Genomic DNA, 17,947 nt, shown 5'->3' on the forward strand with positions numbered 1-17,947 from the left:
CACGGAAAAAGCGTCTATTGTTTCGCCTGCGTGGTATCCGGTATCACGCGGTAGTCATCGATACGGCCTGCCGGGGCATCCGCCATCTCGCCCCGTTTGGTCAGCCTTTCGCGGGGCGATTCCACCACGGATACGCGTGACGGACCAGCCGTCAAAGGGGTATCGCCAAGCAGCTTGTCGCCGCCATCGAGATTGGGATCGGTCAGGCTGATCGGCTGGGTGCGCACCTGCCCCGCATCGATGCCGAGCGCCGGCAGGGAGGTGAGCGCCGGCAAATTGCTGCCGTCGAGTTTCACGAGGTCCGGTCCGGCGCTGTCGAGGTGCCTGCGCACGAATTTCTCGACGTAAAAGGCGAGCTTGCGCTTGCCGGCCTGCGTCATGCCGATGCCGTCCGCCTCACGCAGGCGGGCCTGCTGGCCGTTCATATCATAACCGGTAATGACGAATTTCCCGGCCTCGTCGACGAAGCCGTCCCATACATCCACAAATTCACCGCCATATTTTTCGACATGGCTGCGATAAAGCCGGTTGAAGCCGACGAGATCGGCCGAAAGCGAGGGCGACTGGAAGGCGGGCACGCCAACCCAAAGCACCGGCACCTTCGGGCGGCCTGCAAGGGTCAGAAGCTCGTCGATGCGCCGTTCATATTCCTTGAACCAGACTTCGGTGCCGAATTTTTCCCTGACATCACCGATCTGCATCTGCTGGCGATCGTTCGAGCCCATCATGATGACGATGGTGGCCGGATTGGTCTCGCTTATGAATTGCGGCAGATTGGTAGACCAGTCGTAATAATCCTTGCGGACGAGGCCGGAGGAACCGTTGGCACGCACATCGACGGCGATCGCCGGCGAGCTGGCAAAGGCATTGACCAGCTCTTCCCCCATGCCGCCGGCGAGGAAGTCGCCGATGACCAGAACGCGTCTCGCATTTTCAAGCTTGGCGGCAGGCTCCGGTTTTGCGGTTCGCATCTGAACCACCGAGGGAGCTTTCCGCGTTGGCTGTGGGCGGGTGACCGATCTTTCACGCGGAGCAGCCGGAAAATCCCGGCGGCTGCGGGGCTGATATTCGCGGCCTGAGCCACCGTCGCGGCCCACGGGCTTGCCAAACAGCATTTCGAAAAGGGTGCGTCGCTGCTCCTGTGCGAAGGTCTCGGAAGGAACGAGCGGCACACAGAGGACGGTGGAAAGAATGATGGCGCAGAAACGCCAACCCGTCTTTCCGTTTCTCGCCGCAGGTTTCCTACTCATGACATCAACCCTTCCGGATGCATCGGCGGCGTCCATGACGTCGCCGAATGCGCCGGCACATTATCAATTGCGCAATGCTTTCAGCAATCGCTGCGACGGCTCGCCGTCCTTTTCCATGCCCATGCGGGACTGGATGGCGCTGATGGCGGCCTTGGAGCCGGAGCCGAAATTGCCATCGATCTCGCCATCATAATAACCGAGTTCCTTCATGCGGGTCTGGAGTTCGAATTTTTCACGAATATCCAGTGTGCCGTCCGGGCGCGGCCATTTCTGCTGCATGCCACCATAACCGGCGATTTCGTCCGCAAGCAGGCCGACGGCCAGCGCATAGCTGTCCGAGGCGTTGTATTTCTTGATGGTGAAGAAGTTCTTCATCATCAGGAAACCGGGGCCGTTCGCTCCGCCCTGCAGTTTCAGCATGGCGCGATCAGAACCGCGGGTGAAAGTCTTGCCGTTCGGGCGGGTGAAGCCGAGCTTCGACCATTCCGCGATGGTCTTCGTCTGCCCTTCGTAACGGGCGCCGCCACGTGGTACGGCGGTCTCATAACCCCAGGTCCGGCCGGGTTCCCAGCCATTCTTGGAAAGAAGGTTGGCAGCGGTCGCCAGCGCATCCGGAACCGAATGCCAGATATCACGCTTGCCATTGCCGTCCGCATCGACCGCATAGAGCAGGTAGCTGGTCGGAATGAACTGGGTGTGGCCCATCGCGCCCGCCCAGGAACCCGTCAGCTGTTTCGGCGTGACATCGCCGGCCTGAAGGATCTTGAGTGCGGCGATCAGCTGGGTGCGGGCGAATTTGGCGCGTTTGGGATCGGAATAGGCGAGCGTCGCCAACGCCTGCGGAATGTTGTGCAACCGCTCCGGCTTTTCGAGAACCGCGCCGTAATTGGACTCCATCGACCAGATGGCAAGAATGATGTGTTTGTCGACGTTGAAGTTGCGCTCGATCCAGTTGAGTGTCGTCGCGTGTTTCATCTTCATTTCGCGGCCAATCCGCACCGTATACGGATTGACGCGGGAATCGACATAATCCCAGATCTGGGTGGTGAATTCCGGCTGGAAGGTTGCCTTGCGCAGCGCGTCCGGATCCGGCTCGCTGACACCGGCAAAGGCCTTCTGATAGGTCGCCTTGCTAATGCCTTCTTTGGCGGCTGTTGCGTAGAACTGGTTGATCCACTGCTTGAACCCTTGATCGGCCCGGGCCGAGACGGGAGCCAGCGAGATTGCCAGACCTGCAACCATCATGCAGCCGAATTTGCGGACACCTGAAAGGATCATCTTTGTCATCGTCTGTCTTTCGTTCTCTCGAATGTCATTTCGATTGCGAAAACGCATCGGGCGTCGTCATGGATAACAAAAGAACGTCAACAAATTCTTTACCATTAATAGATGGTAGCGTCACCCTTTACAAAACGTTGTTATTTTTGAAATAACAACAGCGTGCGGGGATTGTGATCAAGTTTTATCTCTCAGGAGGGATATGTGGTAGAACAGAAGAAAATTCGGAAGGCCGTATTTCCGGTCGCGGGTCTTGGCACCCGTTTCCTGCCCGCAACCAAGGCAGTTCCGAAAGAAATGCTCACTGTCGTCGACAAGCCGGTCATTCAATACGTCGTCGATGAGGCGGCGGAAGCGGGCATCGAGCATTTTGTATTTGTCACCGGCCGTGGCAAGGCGGTGATCGAAGATTATTTTGATATTCAATTTGAACTCGAACAAATGCTGCGCGAGCGCAACAAGAATGCCGAGCTGACATTGCTGGCCGGCCTTCTGCCCAAGGCGGGCACCGCAAGCTTCACGCGCCAGCAGGTGCCGCTTGGTCTCGGCCACGCGGTCTGGTGCGCGCGCGACATCGTTGGTGATGAACCTTTTGCGGTGCTTTTGCCCGACATGATCATGCATTCGCAGAAAAGCTGCCTCAAAGGCATGGTCGAACTTTACGACCAGACCCGGGGCAACGTCATCGCGGTGCAGGAATGCGCTCCCGACCAGACGCATAAATACGGCATTGTCGGCGTAGGTGATGCCGTCGGCGAAGGCTTCAAGATTACCGAAATGGTCGAAAAGCCGGCCAAGGGTACGGCGCCGTCGAATTTCTTCATCAACGGCCGTTATATCCTCCAGCCGGAAATTTTCGATATTCTCGAAAATCAGGAACGCGGGGCCGGCAACGAGATCCAGTTGACGGACGGCATGCTGACGCTCGCACAGTCGCAGCAGTTCGCCGGCTATCATTTCCGTGGCCAGACCTTCGATTGCGGCGCCAAGGATGGTTTCATCCTGGCCAACGTTGCTTTTGCACTGGAACGCGGCGATATCCGCCCGGCGATCGAGGAGCCGATCAAGGCTCTGATCGACGGTCTGAAATAATCGACCGAACACACAGGGAAATCCCGGCCTTCGTGCCGGGATTTTCATTTGGGGCTCATTATCGCTTCAGGACAAGTCCGGCGCCGACACGCAATTCGTTGCTGTCATAAACCGGCGTCCACTGGTAGCTGACGTCAGCGGTCAGGTCGAGATAGCGGTTCAGCCCCCAGGTCAGGCCGGCGCCTGCCGTATATTCCACGGCATCCTCCGTGTTGGAGGAGGGGAATGTGCGATGCACGATCTGCCCCGTCAGGCGCGCGACCAGATTGCTGCGCAATTCGTGGGTCAGGCCGGCATCCAGCCGATAGGAAACCCAGCCGCCCTGTGGACCGCCGGCGAAGTCCTCTATCGTCGTACGCAGGCCGAGATTGACGTTCGTGCCGCGCTGGGGTGACCAGTTAAGTTTGCCATCCAGCGTCAATGCGCCGATCGAGGCCAGGCGATCATCGTCATATTGCTTGCGCAGATAACCGATGGCGGCTTCGCCGCGGGTCTTCTCGCCAAGATCGACTTCCGCGCCGACCTTCGCCCCATAGGCATTGGAGGAGCGGGCATAGCCCGAATTGTCGAGACGCCTGTCATATTGGGTCGTCCCCACATTAAGTTCGAGGAAGGGGATCAAGGCCGGTGATAACTCATAGCCGATGCGTCCGCGCAGGTTCGCGCCGTTCTGGTCGCGGTCGCTGAGGCTGATCGGCCGGCCGTCGATGCCCTTGGCATCCGTATAGACCGTGCGGGAAAGATCGAGCGCTGCCAGCCCGCGCAGCTTGCCGAAATCGCGCTCTATCGATGCGCCGGCGGTGAAGCGGTGTTCGCCGCCCTGCACGGCGGCGCCGGTCAGGGCGTTGGGGTCTGTCGTGTCCTCGCGGCTGAATTCATAACCCGCCTTGAGATTGGCGGTTGTTTCCGCGCCGAGATCGAGCCGCAGATCGGCCTCAATCCGTGCCCTTGGCTCTTCGCCATCCTTCTCGCTGCCGAAGTTTCTCTCCCAGGCGCCATCGCCCGTCACTGTCAGCGCGTGGCGGGACCAGTCGCTGGTCAACGTACCGCGTATGCCTGTCGTCAGATAGTTGCGTCTGGAAGGGCCGCCGGTATTCGTCTGTTTTTCCGTGTTGATCGTCTGGCTGATCGAAGGTCGCAGAACCAATGTGCCGAGCCGGATGCCGGGCGTTTGCCCTGGTTCGGTTGCCATTCGCGGGTTTTCACCGCCATCTACCGTCGGCTCATAGGGGTTCTCGGCATCGGCATAGGGTTGGCCAGCTTCGTCCGGTTGTTCGTAAATCGGATCGCCGGGATTGCTCGAGGGACGCCAGAGTTGCGGGACGGGTGCAGGCGCAGGCGCCGCCTGCGTCGTGCCTGTGGTCGCCCCTGGTTCCGTTGTGGGTGTGGCTGATAATGTCCCGTTGCCGGCGGGAACAGCGCCCGGCAAGGCTGTCGCCGCAGTCTGCGCGAAAGCGCTCGGGGAAAAAAACGTGCAGGCGAGCAGCAGGGTTGCTGCTTTCCGCGACGTCGGCAGACGTGTGGCGGTGCCCTTCACACTCATTCCTTTTCACCCGGCGAATTTGGCCGATGCCGGATCGAAGATTTGCCAATGTCTCGCCTCAGCCCAAATGAGGCCGGTGAAATGACATTGACGAACCAGGGACCAGACAGGCGACGCAAGTTTTAACATCGCTTTAACAATAGGTTTTTTATGGTTAACAGTTGATAAAGATCACCCGGATTTCAGCGCGTCCGCAGGGGCGAAATATCGGCGAGACCTGTCGGCCGTCTTGGCAGCCTGATTTCAGCAATTTCGATTGCTGTTGGAAAATGGTCATAAGTGCAAAATATTTCTAATATGAGAAGATTAAAACGTTTCAATTTGGCGCGGAATCGCCCTATGATTTAGAGGAGCTGATCCTCTTTTGCTCAGCAAATCGTATTGAATTTATTTTGTGTGACGCCTCGATTTATGAATCCCGTTTTGAACATCAAGCAGGTCGGTTTTTATTGTTGGGATATTACCAACGACCGTTTTTATATGGATGAGATATGCGCTGAATTCTTCGGGATTTCGCTGAGGCAGGCGATGCAGGGCATCAGCATTTTTCAGATGCTCGAAAAAGTGCATCTGGATCATCGAAATCGCGTGATCGAGACGGCACTGACCACCCTGAAGGCGGCGAGTTTTTATAATCAGGAATATGCCGTTCACCGTAGCGATGGCTCCGTCTTGTGGGTAAGGACGCTCGGGCGATATCTGGTCGATGAGGAGAACATCCCCTTCAAACGGCTTGGAACGATGGAGGAGATTTCTCCACCGGATCTGCGCCATTGATCCCGAAGCTGCCGCACAATTTCGGGCCGCATTTGCGAAAACCTAGCGCTGACCGGCTGAAGAGTGGACTTATTCCGGCTGAAAGAGTAACAGTCGGCCATGATTACGCGCGCCGTCAAACTGGTTGAAGACAATGCCATCGAATCCGCCGTGCGGACGATTTCGATGGAGCGGGCTGGCCTTGCCGCCCTTGAGGATGCCCTGAGGAACGGTCTTTCCGACCCCTTCTGCAAGGCGATCGAGACCATCGGCCAGTCGAATGGCCGCCTCATCATCACCGGGGTCGGTAAAAGCGGCCACATAGGCGCAAAGCTTGCGGCCACCTTTGCCTCCACCGGAACGCCTGCCTTTTTTGTGCATGCGGCGGAGGCCAATCACGGCGATCTTGGCATGATCGGCGGCGATGATGTCGTGCTGGCCATTTCCAAGAGCGGCGAAAGTGCGGAACTGCGCAGCATCATCAATTATTCGCGCCGTTTTTCCGTTCCGCTGATCGCGCTCACCTGTTCGGAAACTTCATCGCTGGCGCAGGCCTCCGATATCGTGCTTCTGGTGCCCAATGAGCAGGAGGCCTGCCCGCTCGGTCTTGCGCCCACCACCTCCACATTGATGCAGCTGGCGTTGGGTGATGCCCTTGCGGTTGCGCTGCTGGAGGCGCGCAATTTTACCGCCGGCGATTTCAAGGTGTTTCATCCCGGCGGCAAGCTGGGTGCGAGCCTCACGCTGGTCAGCGATATCATGCATACCGGTGATCGTGTGCCGCTGGTCAGCAAGGGAACTGCGATGCCGGAAGCGGTGGGCGTTCTCTCGCGCAAGCATTTCGGCTGCGTCGGCATTCTGGACGAAGATGGGCGCCTGTGCGGCATCGTCACCGAGGGCGACATGGCGCGCAACCTGTCGCGCAACCTCGCCGAATTGACGGTTGACGATATCATGACCCGCACCCCGAAGACCGTCAAAAAATCCGTTCTGGCGACCAGTGCGCTGGCGACGCTGGAAAAATTCCACATCGGCGCGCTGATCGTCGTTGATGACGACAACCGGCCGGTTGGGCTGGTGCATTTCCACGATCTCTTGAGGATCGGCGTGGCCTGAAGCCATCGCTGACCCTGAAAACCTATCGGTCAATCGGCTCGATTGTCAGGGTGCGCCCGCGTGCAGACGCGATCCTGACACGGGTTCCGGCGGGCAGGTCTTCACCATTCACCGGCCACCAGGTGTCGTCCAGCCTTATCCGGCCGCGCCCTTCGACAATCGGTTCCTGGAGGGTCGCAGTGCGGCCGACAAGGCTTGCCTCCCGCTGGTTCAGGAAGGGCTCATCGCTTGCCGCACGGTTTCGGCCGAAATATTTCCGGCCGAGCAGGGCGAAGATGACGGAGAGCGCGGCAAACAGCACCAGCTGCAATTGCCAGGCCCAGAATGCCGTTTCCCAGAAAAACAGCGAAAACGCACCGATGACCAGCGCGGCAATCCCGATCCAGATCAGGAAAACGCCGGGCGCGATGAGTTCGGCGGCCAGCAGCACGAAGCCGACGATCCACCAGCTCCAGGGTCCCAGCTCAGTGGCAAGCCGTTGCAGCATCGTCACTTCTCCGATGAAGAGCCGAAGGGATTACCGGGGATCGTGACGTTAATGCTCTGGCCGGAAGGCCGGGCCGGCGGCACGGAGCGGGACGATGTGGAGGTGGCGGGCGCAGTCGGCGCATCGCCCTTGTCGCCGAACACTTCTTTCGCAATCGTGCCGATGCCGCCGAGAGAGCCGATCAACGCCGAGGCTTCCATCGGCATCAGTACGATCTTGGAATTCTTGGCTGTGCCGATCTCGGCAAGCGCTTCGGTATATTTCTGGGCGACGAAATAGTTGATGGCGTGGACATTGCCGGCGGCAATGGCTTCCGAGACCATGCGGGTGGCGTTGGCTTCGGCCTCGGCCAGACGTTCGCGTGCTTCGGCATCACGGAACGCCGCCTCGCGCTGGCCTTCCGCCTCCAGAATGGCGGATTGTTTTGCGCCTTCCGCGCGCAGAATCTGGGCATTGCGGGCGCCTTCGGCTTCCAGCACCTGCGCGCGTTTTTCGCGCTCGGCCTTCATCTGCCGCGCCATGGAATCGACGAGATCCTTCGGCGGTGCGATGTCCTTGATTTCGATACGGGTGACCTTGATGCCCCATGGTCCCACCGCCTCGTCCACCACGCGCAGCAGGCGATCGTTGATCGCATCGCGGTTCGACAGCAACTCGTCGAGGTCCATCGAACCCATCACCGAGCGGATGTTGGTCATGGTAAGGTTTTCGATCGCCATTTGCAGATTGGATATCTGATAAGCGGCCTGTGCGGCATTGAGCACCTGATAGAAGGTGACGGCATCGGCCGAGACACTGGCATTGTCGCGGGTAATGACTTCCTGCGTCGGGATGTGGAGCACCTGCTCCATCACATTCATTTTCGAGCCGATGCTTTCGAAGAACGGTACGATGAGGTTCAGGCCGGGTTCGAGCGTGCGGGTGTAGCGCCCGAAGCGTTCAACCGTGTAACGATGCCCCTGCGGCACGGTCTTGATGCCGGCAAACAGCACCAGAATAACCAGAACAACCGCCGCTATGACGACGATGTCGAAACCGCCCAATGCAATCATCACTTTCCTCCTAGGATCAGAACGTCCGGGATTTATCCCAACAACCTTATGGCAAGATTACACCCAGCCTTGCAACTCCCGTCTTACAACCTTTTCGAGAACATTCATGCCCTCGGCGCTGTCGTTCAGACAGGGAATATGGGTGAATTTCTCTCCACCATTATGCAGGAAAATTTCGCCGGCTTCACCGGCGATTTCTTCCAGCGTCTCAAGACAATCCGAAACGAAGCCGGGATTCATGACGGCAATGCGCTTGATACCCTCGGAGGCCAGTTTTTCCACGGTCTTGTCGGTATAGGGCTGCAGCCATTCTTCCGGCCCGAAGCGTGACTGGAAGGTGATCATGAAATCCTTCTCGGTCCGCCCCAGAGCCTCCCGCAGCAGGCGGGCGGATTTCTGGCAATGACAATAATAGGGATCGCCCTTTTTGAAATAGGATTGCGGAATACCGTGGAAGGAGGTGATCAGCATCTCCGGCTCCCAGTCCAGCGTCGCCAGATGGTTTTTGACGGAAGCAGCGAGCGCCTCGATATAGGCCGGATCGTCGTGGTAGGGTGGCACGGTGCGGATGGCCGGCTGCCAGCGCAGCTTCATCAGATGTTCGAAAGCCTTGTCGTTCACGGTTGCCGTGGTCGATGCGGCATATTGCGGATAAAGCGGGAAGAGAAGGATTTTTTCACAGCCCTGTTCCTTCAGCGCATCGATTTTCGAGGCGATGGAGGGCTGCCCGTAACGCATGCCCCAGTCAACCACGACATTGGGCAGGTCCTTCAATGCTTCTGCCAGCAACTCGCCCTGGCTGCGTGTATAGGTGCGCAGGTAGCTTTCGTTGCGCTCGTGATTCCAGATTTCCTCATAGGCCTTGCCGACCTTCTGCGGGCGCTTGTTGAGGACGATGCCGTAAAGGATCGGATACCAGTAGAGACGCGACCATTCGATCACGCGCTTGTCGCTCAGAAACTCCGCGAGATAACGGCGCATCGGCCAATAGTCCGTACCGTCAGGCGTGCCGAGGTTGACGAGCAGGACACCCACCTTGCCAAAAGCTGTGCGGGGATGGTTTGCGGGGAGTGCGGATAGTTCTGTCGCCATGAATGATACCCTGAAACTCGGACTGGTTGTGTGAGGAGCGGTTCCGCCTGGGAAGGGCGAAACGCTCCATCGTGTGTTTTATGCATGCCGGACGCGCACCGTGACGGGTTTTGCCGGAAATGCCCAAGCTATACGCTCGGGCCGTCTATTTGTTCACGTGTTCTAGACGAAATTTTTCAGGATTAAACCACCAGCGGAGGCTATTTCGGGGGCAGGGGGAGCCGCGGGCTATCCTTTGTCGGCATGCGACGCGTAGTGATTTGTTTCTTAAGGGAAAATAAGAAGCCGGCCCCGATGTTCGGGGCCGGCGTCATATCTGCGGCAAATTGCCCTGTCCGTTCACGTCCGGCTTATTGCGCCGGCAGCTCCAGCTCTTCGCCGATTTCGATGTGGTTCGGCTGCTTCAGCGTGTTTGCCTTGGCAATTCTGGTCCAGAGCGCGCCGTCGCCATATTTCTCCGCTGCGATCTTCCAGAGGGAATCGCCCTTCGCGACGACATATTTGCTGACTGCTGCAGCGGCTGCGGCCGGTGTTGGGGATGCCGGCGCGGTTGCAGCGGGTGCAGGTGCCGCGGCGGTGGCGGGGGCCGGTGCGGCGGCTGGCGCGGCTGCAGCAGGTGCCGCCGGCTTTGCCGGAGCCACATAACCGGCAGGCGTCACTTCGCTGATGCGGCCGTCCGTATAGGGCTTATAGGGGCTGTTGGCGGTGATGTAGGCCGCGACCGCCTCTTCGAGGTTGGGGCCGAAGTCATAGGCGTTGATCGCCTTCGTCGCAAAGACCTTGAAGCCGTCGCCGCCGGTGCGCACGTAATTATTGGCCGCGACGATATAGGTCTTGGCGGGATCGAGCGGCACGAAGGCATCGCCTTCCTTGACCTCGATCGAAACGACGCGGCTGCCGGCCGGCTTGGAACGGTCGAAGGAATATTTCATGCCGGAAACCTGCATGAAGCGGCCCGCGCCATCGTCGATCTGGCTGACGCCGTTTTCGAGGGCAGCGCGAATATCCTCGCCCTTGAGCTGGAAGGTTGCAACGGTGTTCTGGAACGGCAGAACCGTCAGCACTTCACCCATCGAGACATCACCGCCATCGATGGAGGAGCGCAGGCCGCCGCTGTTTGCAAAAGCGATGGTGACGCCCTGATCCTTGACGCGCGCCAGCGTCGCATCGGCCACCAGATTGCCCATGGAGCATTCCTTCACGCGGCAAACCTTGCGGTCGCCCTCGATCGGGCCTTCCGAAGTGCCGACGACCTTTGCTTTCAGGGCTTCGATCGGCGCCTTCAGCTCATCGATGCGCTTCAGCGTGGCTTCATCGGGTTTGAAGGCGGAATCGATGAGGATCGGGTCGCCCTTGCTTTCCTTGACCACGCCATTGTCGTCGAAGACCACTTTGAGGTCGCCGAGATATTTGCTGTACTGCCCGGCCTGAACCACCGGAACCTTGTAGCCGCCGGGATTGTCGACGACGGTCGGATAGGGGCCTTCGGCCTTCTGGTCGGTGTTGGACAGCAGCGTATGGGTATGGCCGCCGACCACGACGTCGACATCAGGGATTTTGGCGATGAATTCGAGGTCACGCGGATAACCGACATGGGTGAGCGCGATGATCTTGTTGACGCCGTCCTGCTTCAGCTTCTGCACCTGTTCGCTGATCTTGGCGACATCTTCGGCGATGGTGATATTGGGACCGGGCGTTGCCAGTTCCGCCGTGTCGTTGGCAACCGCACCGACGATGCCGATTTTCTGTCCGCCGACCTCAAGCACGATGGACGGCTTGACGCGGTCGCCGATTTTCGAGGCGGCGGTGGCCACCACATTGGCGGTCACGACGGGGAACTGCACCTTGTCGAGGAAGCCAGCAAGCCCGTCCTCGCTATCGTCGAACTCATGGTTGCCGACGGTCATGGCGTCGAACTTCATGGCGTTCAGCACTTCCGCTTCCACCGTGCCCTTGTAGGTGGTGTAGAACAGCGAACCCTGGAAATTGTCGCCGGCATTGAGCAGGAGAACGTTCTTTCCCTCAGCCTTCAGGGCATCACGCGTCTGGTTGATGGCGGTCAGCAGGCGGGCTGCGCCGCCGAAGCATTCGTTCTTGCCCTCTTCCTCCGCCGAGCAGGTCGAGTCGAATTTGTTGATCGATTCGATACGGGAGTGAAAATCATTGATGTGAAGAATGTTGAGTTCGTAGTCGGCCAGGGCCGCCCCAGCCGAAAGCGTCATCGCCGAAACGCTCAGCATGCCCAGTCTCAGAATTTTCTTCATGGTCCCTCTCTCCTCTTCAAAGCGGAAGCCCGGACCGGTCGATCATCCTCCGGCCGTGCTCATTCCTAATCCGAAAACATGTCAGTCTTTCAAAGCGGGATGTTTCCATTTAGCGACAGCCGCCGCAAGCGAAATTATGACAGGTTCGCAATAAAGGAAAACGCACGCCTGAGGCGTGCGTTTCAGAATATCATCTTATTGAAAAGGCGAGGTTATCAGCCCTGACGCGTCAGCGAGAACTGGCTGTTCGTGTCCGTCGTGCAATTCAATTGTGACGGGGAGACGAGAGCGCAGTTGACGCGCGACTGCGTGTTGCGCACCAACGAAGTCATGTTGATCTCGTAAAGCGTCGGCGAAATCGTGACATAGGTGCCGGAGGCCAGCAGCGTGTTGGTGTCGGTCGAACGGGTGGAGAAGGCGCCGTTCTGGAATGTCGATACGATGCCGTTCCTGTCGATCCAGCGGCCGTCGACGGCCGGCCCGCGTGCCAGCGAAGGCGCCATCGAGGTCTGCTGCGAGGGACCCGGCGCGACGCATGAAGACACCGCGATGGCGGCACCAAGCAATGCAGCGCTTGTCTTGAAGTTCATGAGCCTGTTCTCCTGCGATTCGATGAAACCTTCCGTGCTTCGACCATGCCGTGAAGCGTTGCTTATTTCAAGGCAACGTTGTTCGCTCTCCCCGGTTCCTGTCGTCGCGTAAGGAAAGCCCGGCGTGACAAATATGTGACGCCGATCCCTCAGCGCACCAGTATGTTGCGGAACTGCCAGGGATCGGACGTATCGATATTGTCGGGGAACAGGCCCGGGCGACCGTCGATCGGCGTCCAGTCGGTATAATGGCCCTCGACCGGGCCGAGATAGGGGCGCTGTACCTCGAGGCAACGGCGATAATCCATCTCGTCGGCCTCGACGATGCCGGCTTGAGGGTTTTCGATGGCCCAGACCATGCCGGCCAGAACCGCCGAACTGACCTGCAGTCCGGTCGCATTCTGGCTGGGGGCAAGCGAGCGCGCCTCCTTGAGGCTCAGCCGCGAACCATACCAATAGGCGTTCCTGTCATGGCCATAAAGAAGAACGCCCAGTTCGTCGGCACCGTCGACAAGTTCGTCTTCGCCGAGCACATGCTGGATCGGCTGAGGGTTGCCGCCATTGCCGAACAGTTCATGCAGGGACAGGATGGCGTCGTTGCAGGGGTGATAGGCATAATGGCAGGTCGGCCGATAGGTCACGTCGCCATCATCGTTGCGGACGGTGAAATAGTCCGAAATCGAGATCGCCTCATTGTGGGTAACGAGGAAGCCATATTGCGCTCCGAGCCCCGGGCACCATGTGCGCACCCGCGTATTGGCGCCGGGCTGATCGAGATAGATCGCCGCCTTGCTTCCCTTCTTCTGCTTTTTCGCGTTTTTCGGCATCCAGTTTTCATGCGTTCCCCAGCCGAGTTCGGCCGGCTGAAAACCTTCGGCGATGAAACCTTCCACGGACCAGGTGTTCCAGAAAGCGCCGAAGGGCTTCGGCTCCTTCGCCCGCTGGGTGTCACGCTCGGCCACATGAACGCCCTTGACGCCAAGCTGCTTCATCAGCCTTGCCCAGCCTTCCCGGTCCTGCGGCTGCGGCTCCTCGATGTCGAGGCCGGTGTCCTTGGCAAGATTGACGAGTGCCTGCTTCACAAACCACGACACCATGCCGGGATTGGCACCGCAGGTGGAAACCGCGGTCGTGCCGCCGGGTTTGCGTGCCCTTTCCTTCAGCATGGTCTCGCGCAGCGAATAATTGGTTCTGGCGCCATTGTCGGCATCGGCGTCGAAATAAAAACCGGGCCATGGTTCCACGACGGTGTCGATGTAGAGCATGCCATGCTTGCGACAGATCCGCATCAGATCAACGGAGGCGGCATCGACAGAAAGATTGACGCAGAAGCCCTGACCTTGCACGCCCTTGAGAAGCGGCTTGAGAACTTCCTTATAGTTCGCCTTGGTCAGATGCGTCTGGACGTGACGGATATTTCTCTCCGCCAGAAATGCAGCGATGTCCTCGCGCGGATCGATGACGACGAGGCGGGTTCTGTCGAAATTGAAATGACGTTCGATCAACGGAAGAGTGCCGCGCCCGATGGAGCCGAAGCCGATCATGATGATGGGGCCGTCAATATCACCGTAAATCGGGTAGTTTGCGTCCGTCATTCGTCAATTTTCCTTTTTCAGCCAATAAGTAAGCTAGATCATAAAAGCGTGCCACAATAAAGGGCAGGTGGATGACGGAGATATGACGATGGCGGGGGAGAGATGGGCGCCGGCGTTCTTTCCACCGCATTCTGCCTCTTCGCATTTGAGGGAGTGCGTTTATAATCGAGGTATTCTTCTCGTTCATAGGCCCAAAGGTTTGGGGGACTTTGGTCGGATGACGACGGGAAATTTTCGCCAGCGCAGGGAGCCGCCTGTTGAATGATCTTATCGAGCGTGTCGCAGCGCTTCAGGATGCCACTCCCGTTCTTATTGCCCTTTATGATTCCGGGGACCGGTTGCGCCATGCCAACCCGTCGTTTCGGGAAAGCTTTCAGCTTGCCGCCGATGATTTCCCGACCTGGGCGGATATCATGCGGCTGAACCACCGGCTGAGCACCGGTGTCGTCATCCGCAACAATGATTTCGAGGGATGGCTGCTCTCGGCGCAATCCCGGCGTGGCAAGCTGCCCTATCGTGCCTTTGAGATGGACCTCTATGACGGCCGCTGGTTCTGGATGACCGAGACGGTGCAGCAGGATGGCTGGATGCTCTGCGTTGCAAGCGACGTTACCGAATTGCGCCAGGGTTACAGAACCCTGCGGCAGGACCGGGATCTGGCGGTGCGCGCATCGCAGACGGATGAATTGACGGGCACGGCGAACCGTCGCTTCGTTTTCGCCAAGCTCGCCCTGCAGGTGGAACGGGTTTCCAAGGGGCTTGAAGCGCCCTTTTGCCTGTGCACGCTCGACATCGATTTTTTCAAGCAGATCAACGATCGTTTCGGTCACAGGAGCGGCGATGCGGTGCTGCGCGATTTTGTCGGCATTGCCCATTCCGTCATCCGGCGGGTGGATTGTTTCGGCAGGATCGGCGGGGAGGAATTCATGCTTGTCCTGCCGCGCAGCACAGTGGCCGAAGGCCGGGAGATCGTCGAGCGGCTGCTGCAGAAGGTGCGCCTTTCCAGGCCTCTCTCGGAATTCCCGGATTTCTCCTATAGCTGCTCGGCAGGCCTGACGGCATATCGGGTAGGGGAAAGCGCGGACGATGTGTTCATGCGTGCCGATCAGGCCCTTTATGCGGCCAAGGAGAAAGGCCGCGACCGGCTTCTGTCGGTAACGGCCTAAACAAGCTCCGCTGCAATCAAACCATGCAGCGAATTGCCGACGAAAAGCTTCCGGCCGGCGATATCCTCCGGCTTCAGCGCCTGTCCGCGCGCCTTGCGTTCGCGGATCAGATCGGCGCGTAGCACGCCCGGCAGAATGCCGCTGTCGAGCGGCGGCGTCAGCAATTGCCCATCCGGCATTTCGATGAAGATGCTGGTCGACGATCCCTCGCACAGCTCACCGCGCTCGTTGAGCAGCAGCACCTCGTCTGCCTCTTTGGCCGAAAATTCGGCGCGGGCGGCATCATAGGGCTCGCGGCGTGAGGACTTGTGGCGATAGAAAGTATCGGCGGAATCGAGTGTGGTCTGTCTGGCAATGCGGACGCGCCAGACGGTGTTTTCCTGCAATGGCTGGAATTCGGCCGTTTCGATATCCAGCTCGCCCTTGTAGTTCATGACCAGCCTGACGCAGAGCGGGTTTTCACCACCCACCTTCTTTTCCAGCACCTGAACCGCATTGACGGGCGCGCGAAAACCAAGCGCATCAGCGGAACGCAATAGCCGGCGCATATGCTGGTCGATGCGCTGAAAGCCGGTTTGCGGCTCCCAGCGCAGGGTTTCCCTCAAGGTCAGATCGGCGGGTTTGCGTTTCATGGCCATGCTCGTCGCCTGAATTGTTTACCGGTGGCTTTGCCGGCAATATCAACCGGCAAACCTGTCCGAAACAGGATAGCTCTGCCGGCGGAAGAGATTAAGCCTGTTTCTTGTCCAGCGCTTCCAGCTCGTCGATCAGCCCTTCGATCATCGAAAGCCCCTTGTCCCAGAAGGAAGGATCGGTCGCATCGAGGCCGAAGGGTTTCAGAAGCTCCGAATGATGCTTGGTGCCGCCGGCTTTCAGAAGTTCGAAATATTTCTCCTGAAAGCCCGTCTCGGCCTTCTGGTAGACGGCATAGAGCGAGTTCACCAGGCAATCGCCGAAGGCATAGGCGTAAACATAGAAGGGCGAGTGGATGAAATGGGGGATGTATGTCCACCAAGTCTCGTAGCCTTCGGAAATCCGGATAGCCGGGCCGAGGCTTTCGGCCTGAACGGAGAGCCACAAGTCGCCGATCTGTTCCGAAGTCAACTCGCCCTCTTTGCGCGCAGTGTGCAGTTTGCGCTCAAATTCGTAAAAGGCGATCTGGCGCACGACCGTGTTGATCATGTCTTCGACCTTGCGGGCGAGCATGGCCTTGCGTTCCCTGATGTCCTTGGTGTCGTCGAGCAGCTTGCGGAAGGTCAGCATTTCGCCAAAGACGGAAGCGGTTTCGGCAAGCGTCAACGGCGTGGCGCACATCAGTGCGCCCTGCTGGCCTGCCAGCACCTGGTGCACGCCATGGCCAAGCTCATGGGCGAGCGTCATCACGTCGCGTGGTTTGCCGAGATAGTTGACCAGCACATAAGGATGAGCCGAGGGCACGGTTGGGTGGGCGAATGCGCCGGGCGCCTTGCCTGGGCGGGCGGGGGCGTCGATCCATTCTTCATCGAAGAATCTGCGGGCAATATCGGCCATCTCAGGGGCGAAATTGCCATAGGCGGAAAGTACCGTGTCCTTTGCCTCATCCCAGGGAATGATCGTGTTCGATGTATCGGGAAGCGGCGCGTTGCGGTCCCAATAATTCATCTGCTCCATGCCGAGCCATTTCGCCTTCATGGCATAATAACGATGCGAAAGGCGCGGATAGGCCTTCTTGACGGCTGCCGCCAGGGCATCGACTACCTCCCGCTCGACGCGGTTGGCGAGATGACGGCTGTCGGCGATATCCTCGAACTTGCGCCAGCGGTCGGAAATATCCTTGTCCTTGGCAAGCGTGTTGGTGATGAGGGTGAAGACCCGCAGATTGTCCTTGAAGGTGGCGCTCAGCGCTTCGGCCGCCTTCCTGCGGGTTTCCGGCTCCGGCTCCTGCAGCATGTTGAGCGTCACTTCCAGCGGAAGGCTTGCGCCATCTATGTCGAAATGCAGATCGGCCATGGTTTCGTCGAACAGGCGGTTGAAGGCCGCCGCGCTGGTCATCGATTTTTCGAGGAAAAGCTGTTCCAGCTGGTCATCGAGCTGGTGCGGCTTGTCCTTGCGCAGATCCACCAGCCAGGGGCGGTAGTGACCGGCCGCGGCATCATTCGCCATGCAGGCATCCATCACGGCATCGTCAATGCGGTTGAGTTCCAGCGTGAAGAACAGGAGATGCGCGGAAATATCCGTCAGTTTCGCCTGGGCATCGCCGTAAAGCTTGCCGTTTGCCGGGTTGGAAGTGTCGGAAAAATAGGTGAGCCCCGCAAAGGAGCCGATGCGGCCGATGAGGTCGTCCAGCGCTTCATAGTCCTTCAGCGCGGCGCCGATGCCCTTTTCGCCCGTGGCCTTCGCGGCAGCTTCAAGCTTGCCCTTCCATTTCTCCTCGAAAGCCGTCGCCATCGATGCCGCCTTGTCGAGATCGCCTTTATATTCCGGCGAATCCCCCGACCGATAAAGGTCCGAGAGCTTCCAGCCGGGCAGATCGCCAAGCGCCGGACCGGCGGTTTCGGCAAGGGAGAATACGGGTTGCGGGGTGGCGAGGTTGAGGGTCATCGAACGTGTCCTTCTGATTATGCGTGCGAAGCATATGGGGACCTTGTTTCCCGCGGCAATGGATAAAATGCAAGCAATTCTCAAAA

At 58.8% G+C, this 17,947-nt stretch carries 15 protein-coding genes; 4 read left to right on the forward strand and 11 right to left on the reverse strand.

Annotation, left to right across the window (positions count from 1 at the left end; translation table 11 throughout):
- Positions 1–14: 14 nt before the first annotated feature.
- Both O3S81_RS21710 and O3S81_RS21715 read right to left on the reverse strand, forming a co-directional pair.
- Entirely contained in the window at positions 15–1,250 is a 1,236-nt protein-coding gene (locus O3S81_RS21710) for an SGNH/GDSL hydrolase family protein (protein ID WP_269346571.1), read from the reverse strand.
- A gap of 63 nt (positions 1,251–1,313) precedes the next feature.
- Positions 1,314–2,537 (reverse strand): lytic murein transglycosylase, encoded by a 1,224-nt coding sequence (locus O3S81_RS21715; protein WP_269346573.1) that lies wholly within the window; start codon positions 2,535–2,537, stop codon positions 1,314–1,316.
- Positions 2,538–2,732: 195 nt separating this feature from the next.
- Here O3S81_RS21715 and galU point away from each other — a divergent pair, with 195 nt between their 5' ends.
- The gene (galU, locus tag O3S81_RS21720) at positions 2,733–3,620 is read left to right on the forward strand and encodes a UTP--glucose-1-phosphate uridylyltransferase GalU (RefSeq protein WP_269346575.1); all 888 of its coding nucleotides are present in this window, start codon (positions 2,733–2,735) and stop codon (positions 3,618–3,620) included.
- A gap of 58 nt (positions 3,621–3,678) precedes the next feature.
- On the opposite strand, the gene uppP is transcribed toward galU, so the two are convergent.
- A complete protein-coding gene (uppP, locus tag O3S81_RS21725) occupies positions 3,679–5,163 on the reverse strand; it encodes a polysaccharide biosynthesis protein UppP (RefSeq protein ID WP_269346577.1) in 1,485 nt (494 codons plus the stop codon).
- Between the two features lie 411 nt (positions 5,164–5,574).
- On the opposite strand from uppP, the gene O3S81_RS21730 reads away from it, so the two are divergent.
- The gene (locus O3S81_RS21730; protein WP_331284202.1) at positions 5,575–5,940 is read left to right on the forward strand and encodes a PAS domain-containing protein; all 366 of its coding nucleotides are present in this window, start codon (positions 5,575–5,577) and stop codon (positions 5,938–5,940) included.
- A 99-nt stretch (positions 5,941–6,039) separates the two neighbouring features.
- Complete coding sequence (locus O3S81_RS21735; protein WP_269346581.1) at positions 6,040–7,035, forward strand: KpsF/GutQ family sugar-phosphate isomerase; 996 nt, start codon at positions 6,040–6,042, stop codon at positions 7,033–7,035.
- 22 nt (positions 7,036–7,057) lie between these two features.
- On the opposite strand, the gene O3S81_RS21740 is transcribed toward O3S81_RS21735, so the two are convergent.
- The 6 genes from O3S81_RS21740 to O3S81_RS21765 all read right to left on the reverse strand — a co-directional run bounded on the left by O3S81_RS21740 (position 7,058) and on the right by O3S81_RS21765 (position 14,115).
- Positions 7,058–7,522, reverse strand: a complete 465-nt coding sequence (locus O3S81_RS21740; protein ID WP_269346582.1) for an NfeD family protein — start codon at positions 7,520–7,522, stop codon at positions 7,058–7,060.
- Between the two features lie 2 nt (positions 7,523–7,524).
- Positions 7,525–8,574, reverse strand: a complete 1,050-nt coding sequence (locus tag O3S81_RS21745) for an SPFH domain-containing protein (RefSeq protein ID WP_269346583.1) — start codon at positions 8,572–8,574, stop codon at positions 7,525–7,527.
- A 57-nt stretch (positions 8,575–8,631) separates the two neighbouring features.
- The gene (gene hemH / locus O3S81_RS21750; protein ID WP_269346584.1) at positions 8,632–9,666 is read right to left on the reverse strand and encodes a ferrochelatase; all 1,035 of its coding nucleotides are present in this window, start codon (positions 9,664–9,666) and stop codon (positions 8,632–8,634) included.
- A 350-nt stretch (positions 9,667–10,016) separates the two neighbouring features.
- Positions 10,017–11,930 (reverse strand): 5'-nucleotidase C-terminal domain-containing protein, encoded by a 1,914-nt coding sequence (locus O3S81_RS21755; RefSeq protein WP_269346586.1) that lies wholly within the window; start codon positions 11,928–11,930, stop codon positions 10,017–10,019.
- A gap of 215 nt (positions 11,931–12,145) precedes the next feature.
- Entirely contained in the window at positions 12,146–12,520 is a 375-nt protein-coding gene (omp10, locus tag O3S81_RS21760; RefSeq protein WP_269346588.1) for an outer membrane lipoprotein Omp10, read from the reverse strand.
- Between the two features lie 149 nt (positions 12,521–12,669).
- Positions 12,670–14,115 carry a homospermidine synthase gene (locus O3S81_RS21765; RefSeq protein ID WP_269346590.1) on the reverse strand — a complete coding sequence of 482 codons (1,446 nt, stop codon included), beginning with the start codon at positions 14,113–14,115 and terminating at the stop codon, positions 12,670–12,672.
- 257 nt (positions 14,116–14,372) lie between these two features.
- Here O3S81_RS21765 and O3S81_RS21770 point away from each other — a divergent pair, with 257 nt between their 5' ends.
- Positions 14,373–15,281, forward strand: coding sequence for a sensor domain-containing diguanylate cyclase (locus O3S81_RS21770; RefSeq protein ID WP_269346592.1), 909 nt, complete (start codon positions 14,373–14,375; stop codon positions 15,279–15,281).
- On the opposite strand, the gene O3S81_RS21775 is transcribed toward O3S81_RS21770, so the two are convergent.
- Entirely contained in the window at positions 15,278–15,913 is a 636-nt protein-coding gene (locus O3S81_RS21775; protein ID WP_269346779.1) for an aminotransferase class IV family protein, read from the reverse strand. The two genes, O3S81_RS21770 and O3S81_RS21775, sit on opposite strands and share 4 nt — an antisense overlap.
- Positions 15,914–16,010: 97 nt before the next feature.
- Positions 16,011–17,861: a M3 family oligoendopeptidase gene (locus tag O3S81_RS21780; protein ID WP_269346593.1), complete on the reverse strand. Its 1,851-nt coding sequence runs from the start codon at positions 17,859–17,861 to the stop codon at positions 16,011–16,013.
- Between the last annotated feature and the right edge of the window lie 86 nt (positions 17,862–17,947).

Origin of the sequence: Agrobacterium sp. SOY23, assembly GCF_027212525.1 — a bacterium.
Taxonomy (GTDB): Bacteria; Pseudomonadota; Alphaproteobacteria; order Rhizobiales; family Rhizobiaceae; genus Agrobacterium; species Agrobacterium tumefaciens_I.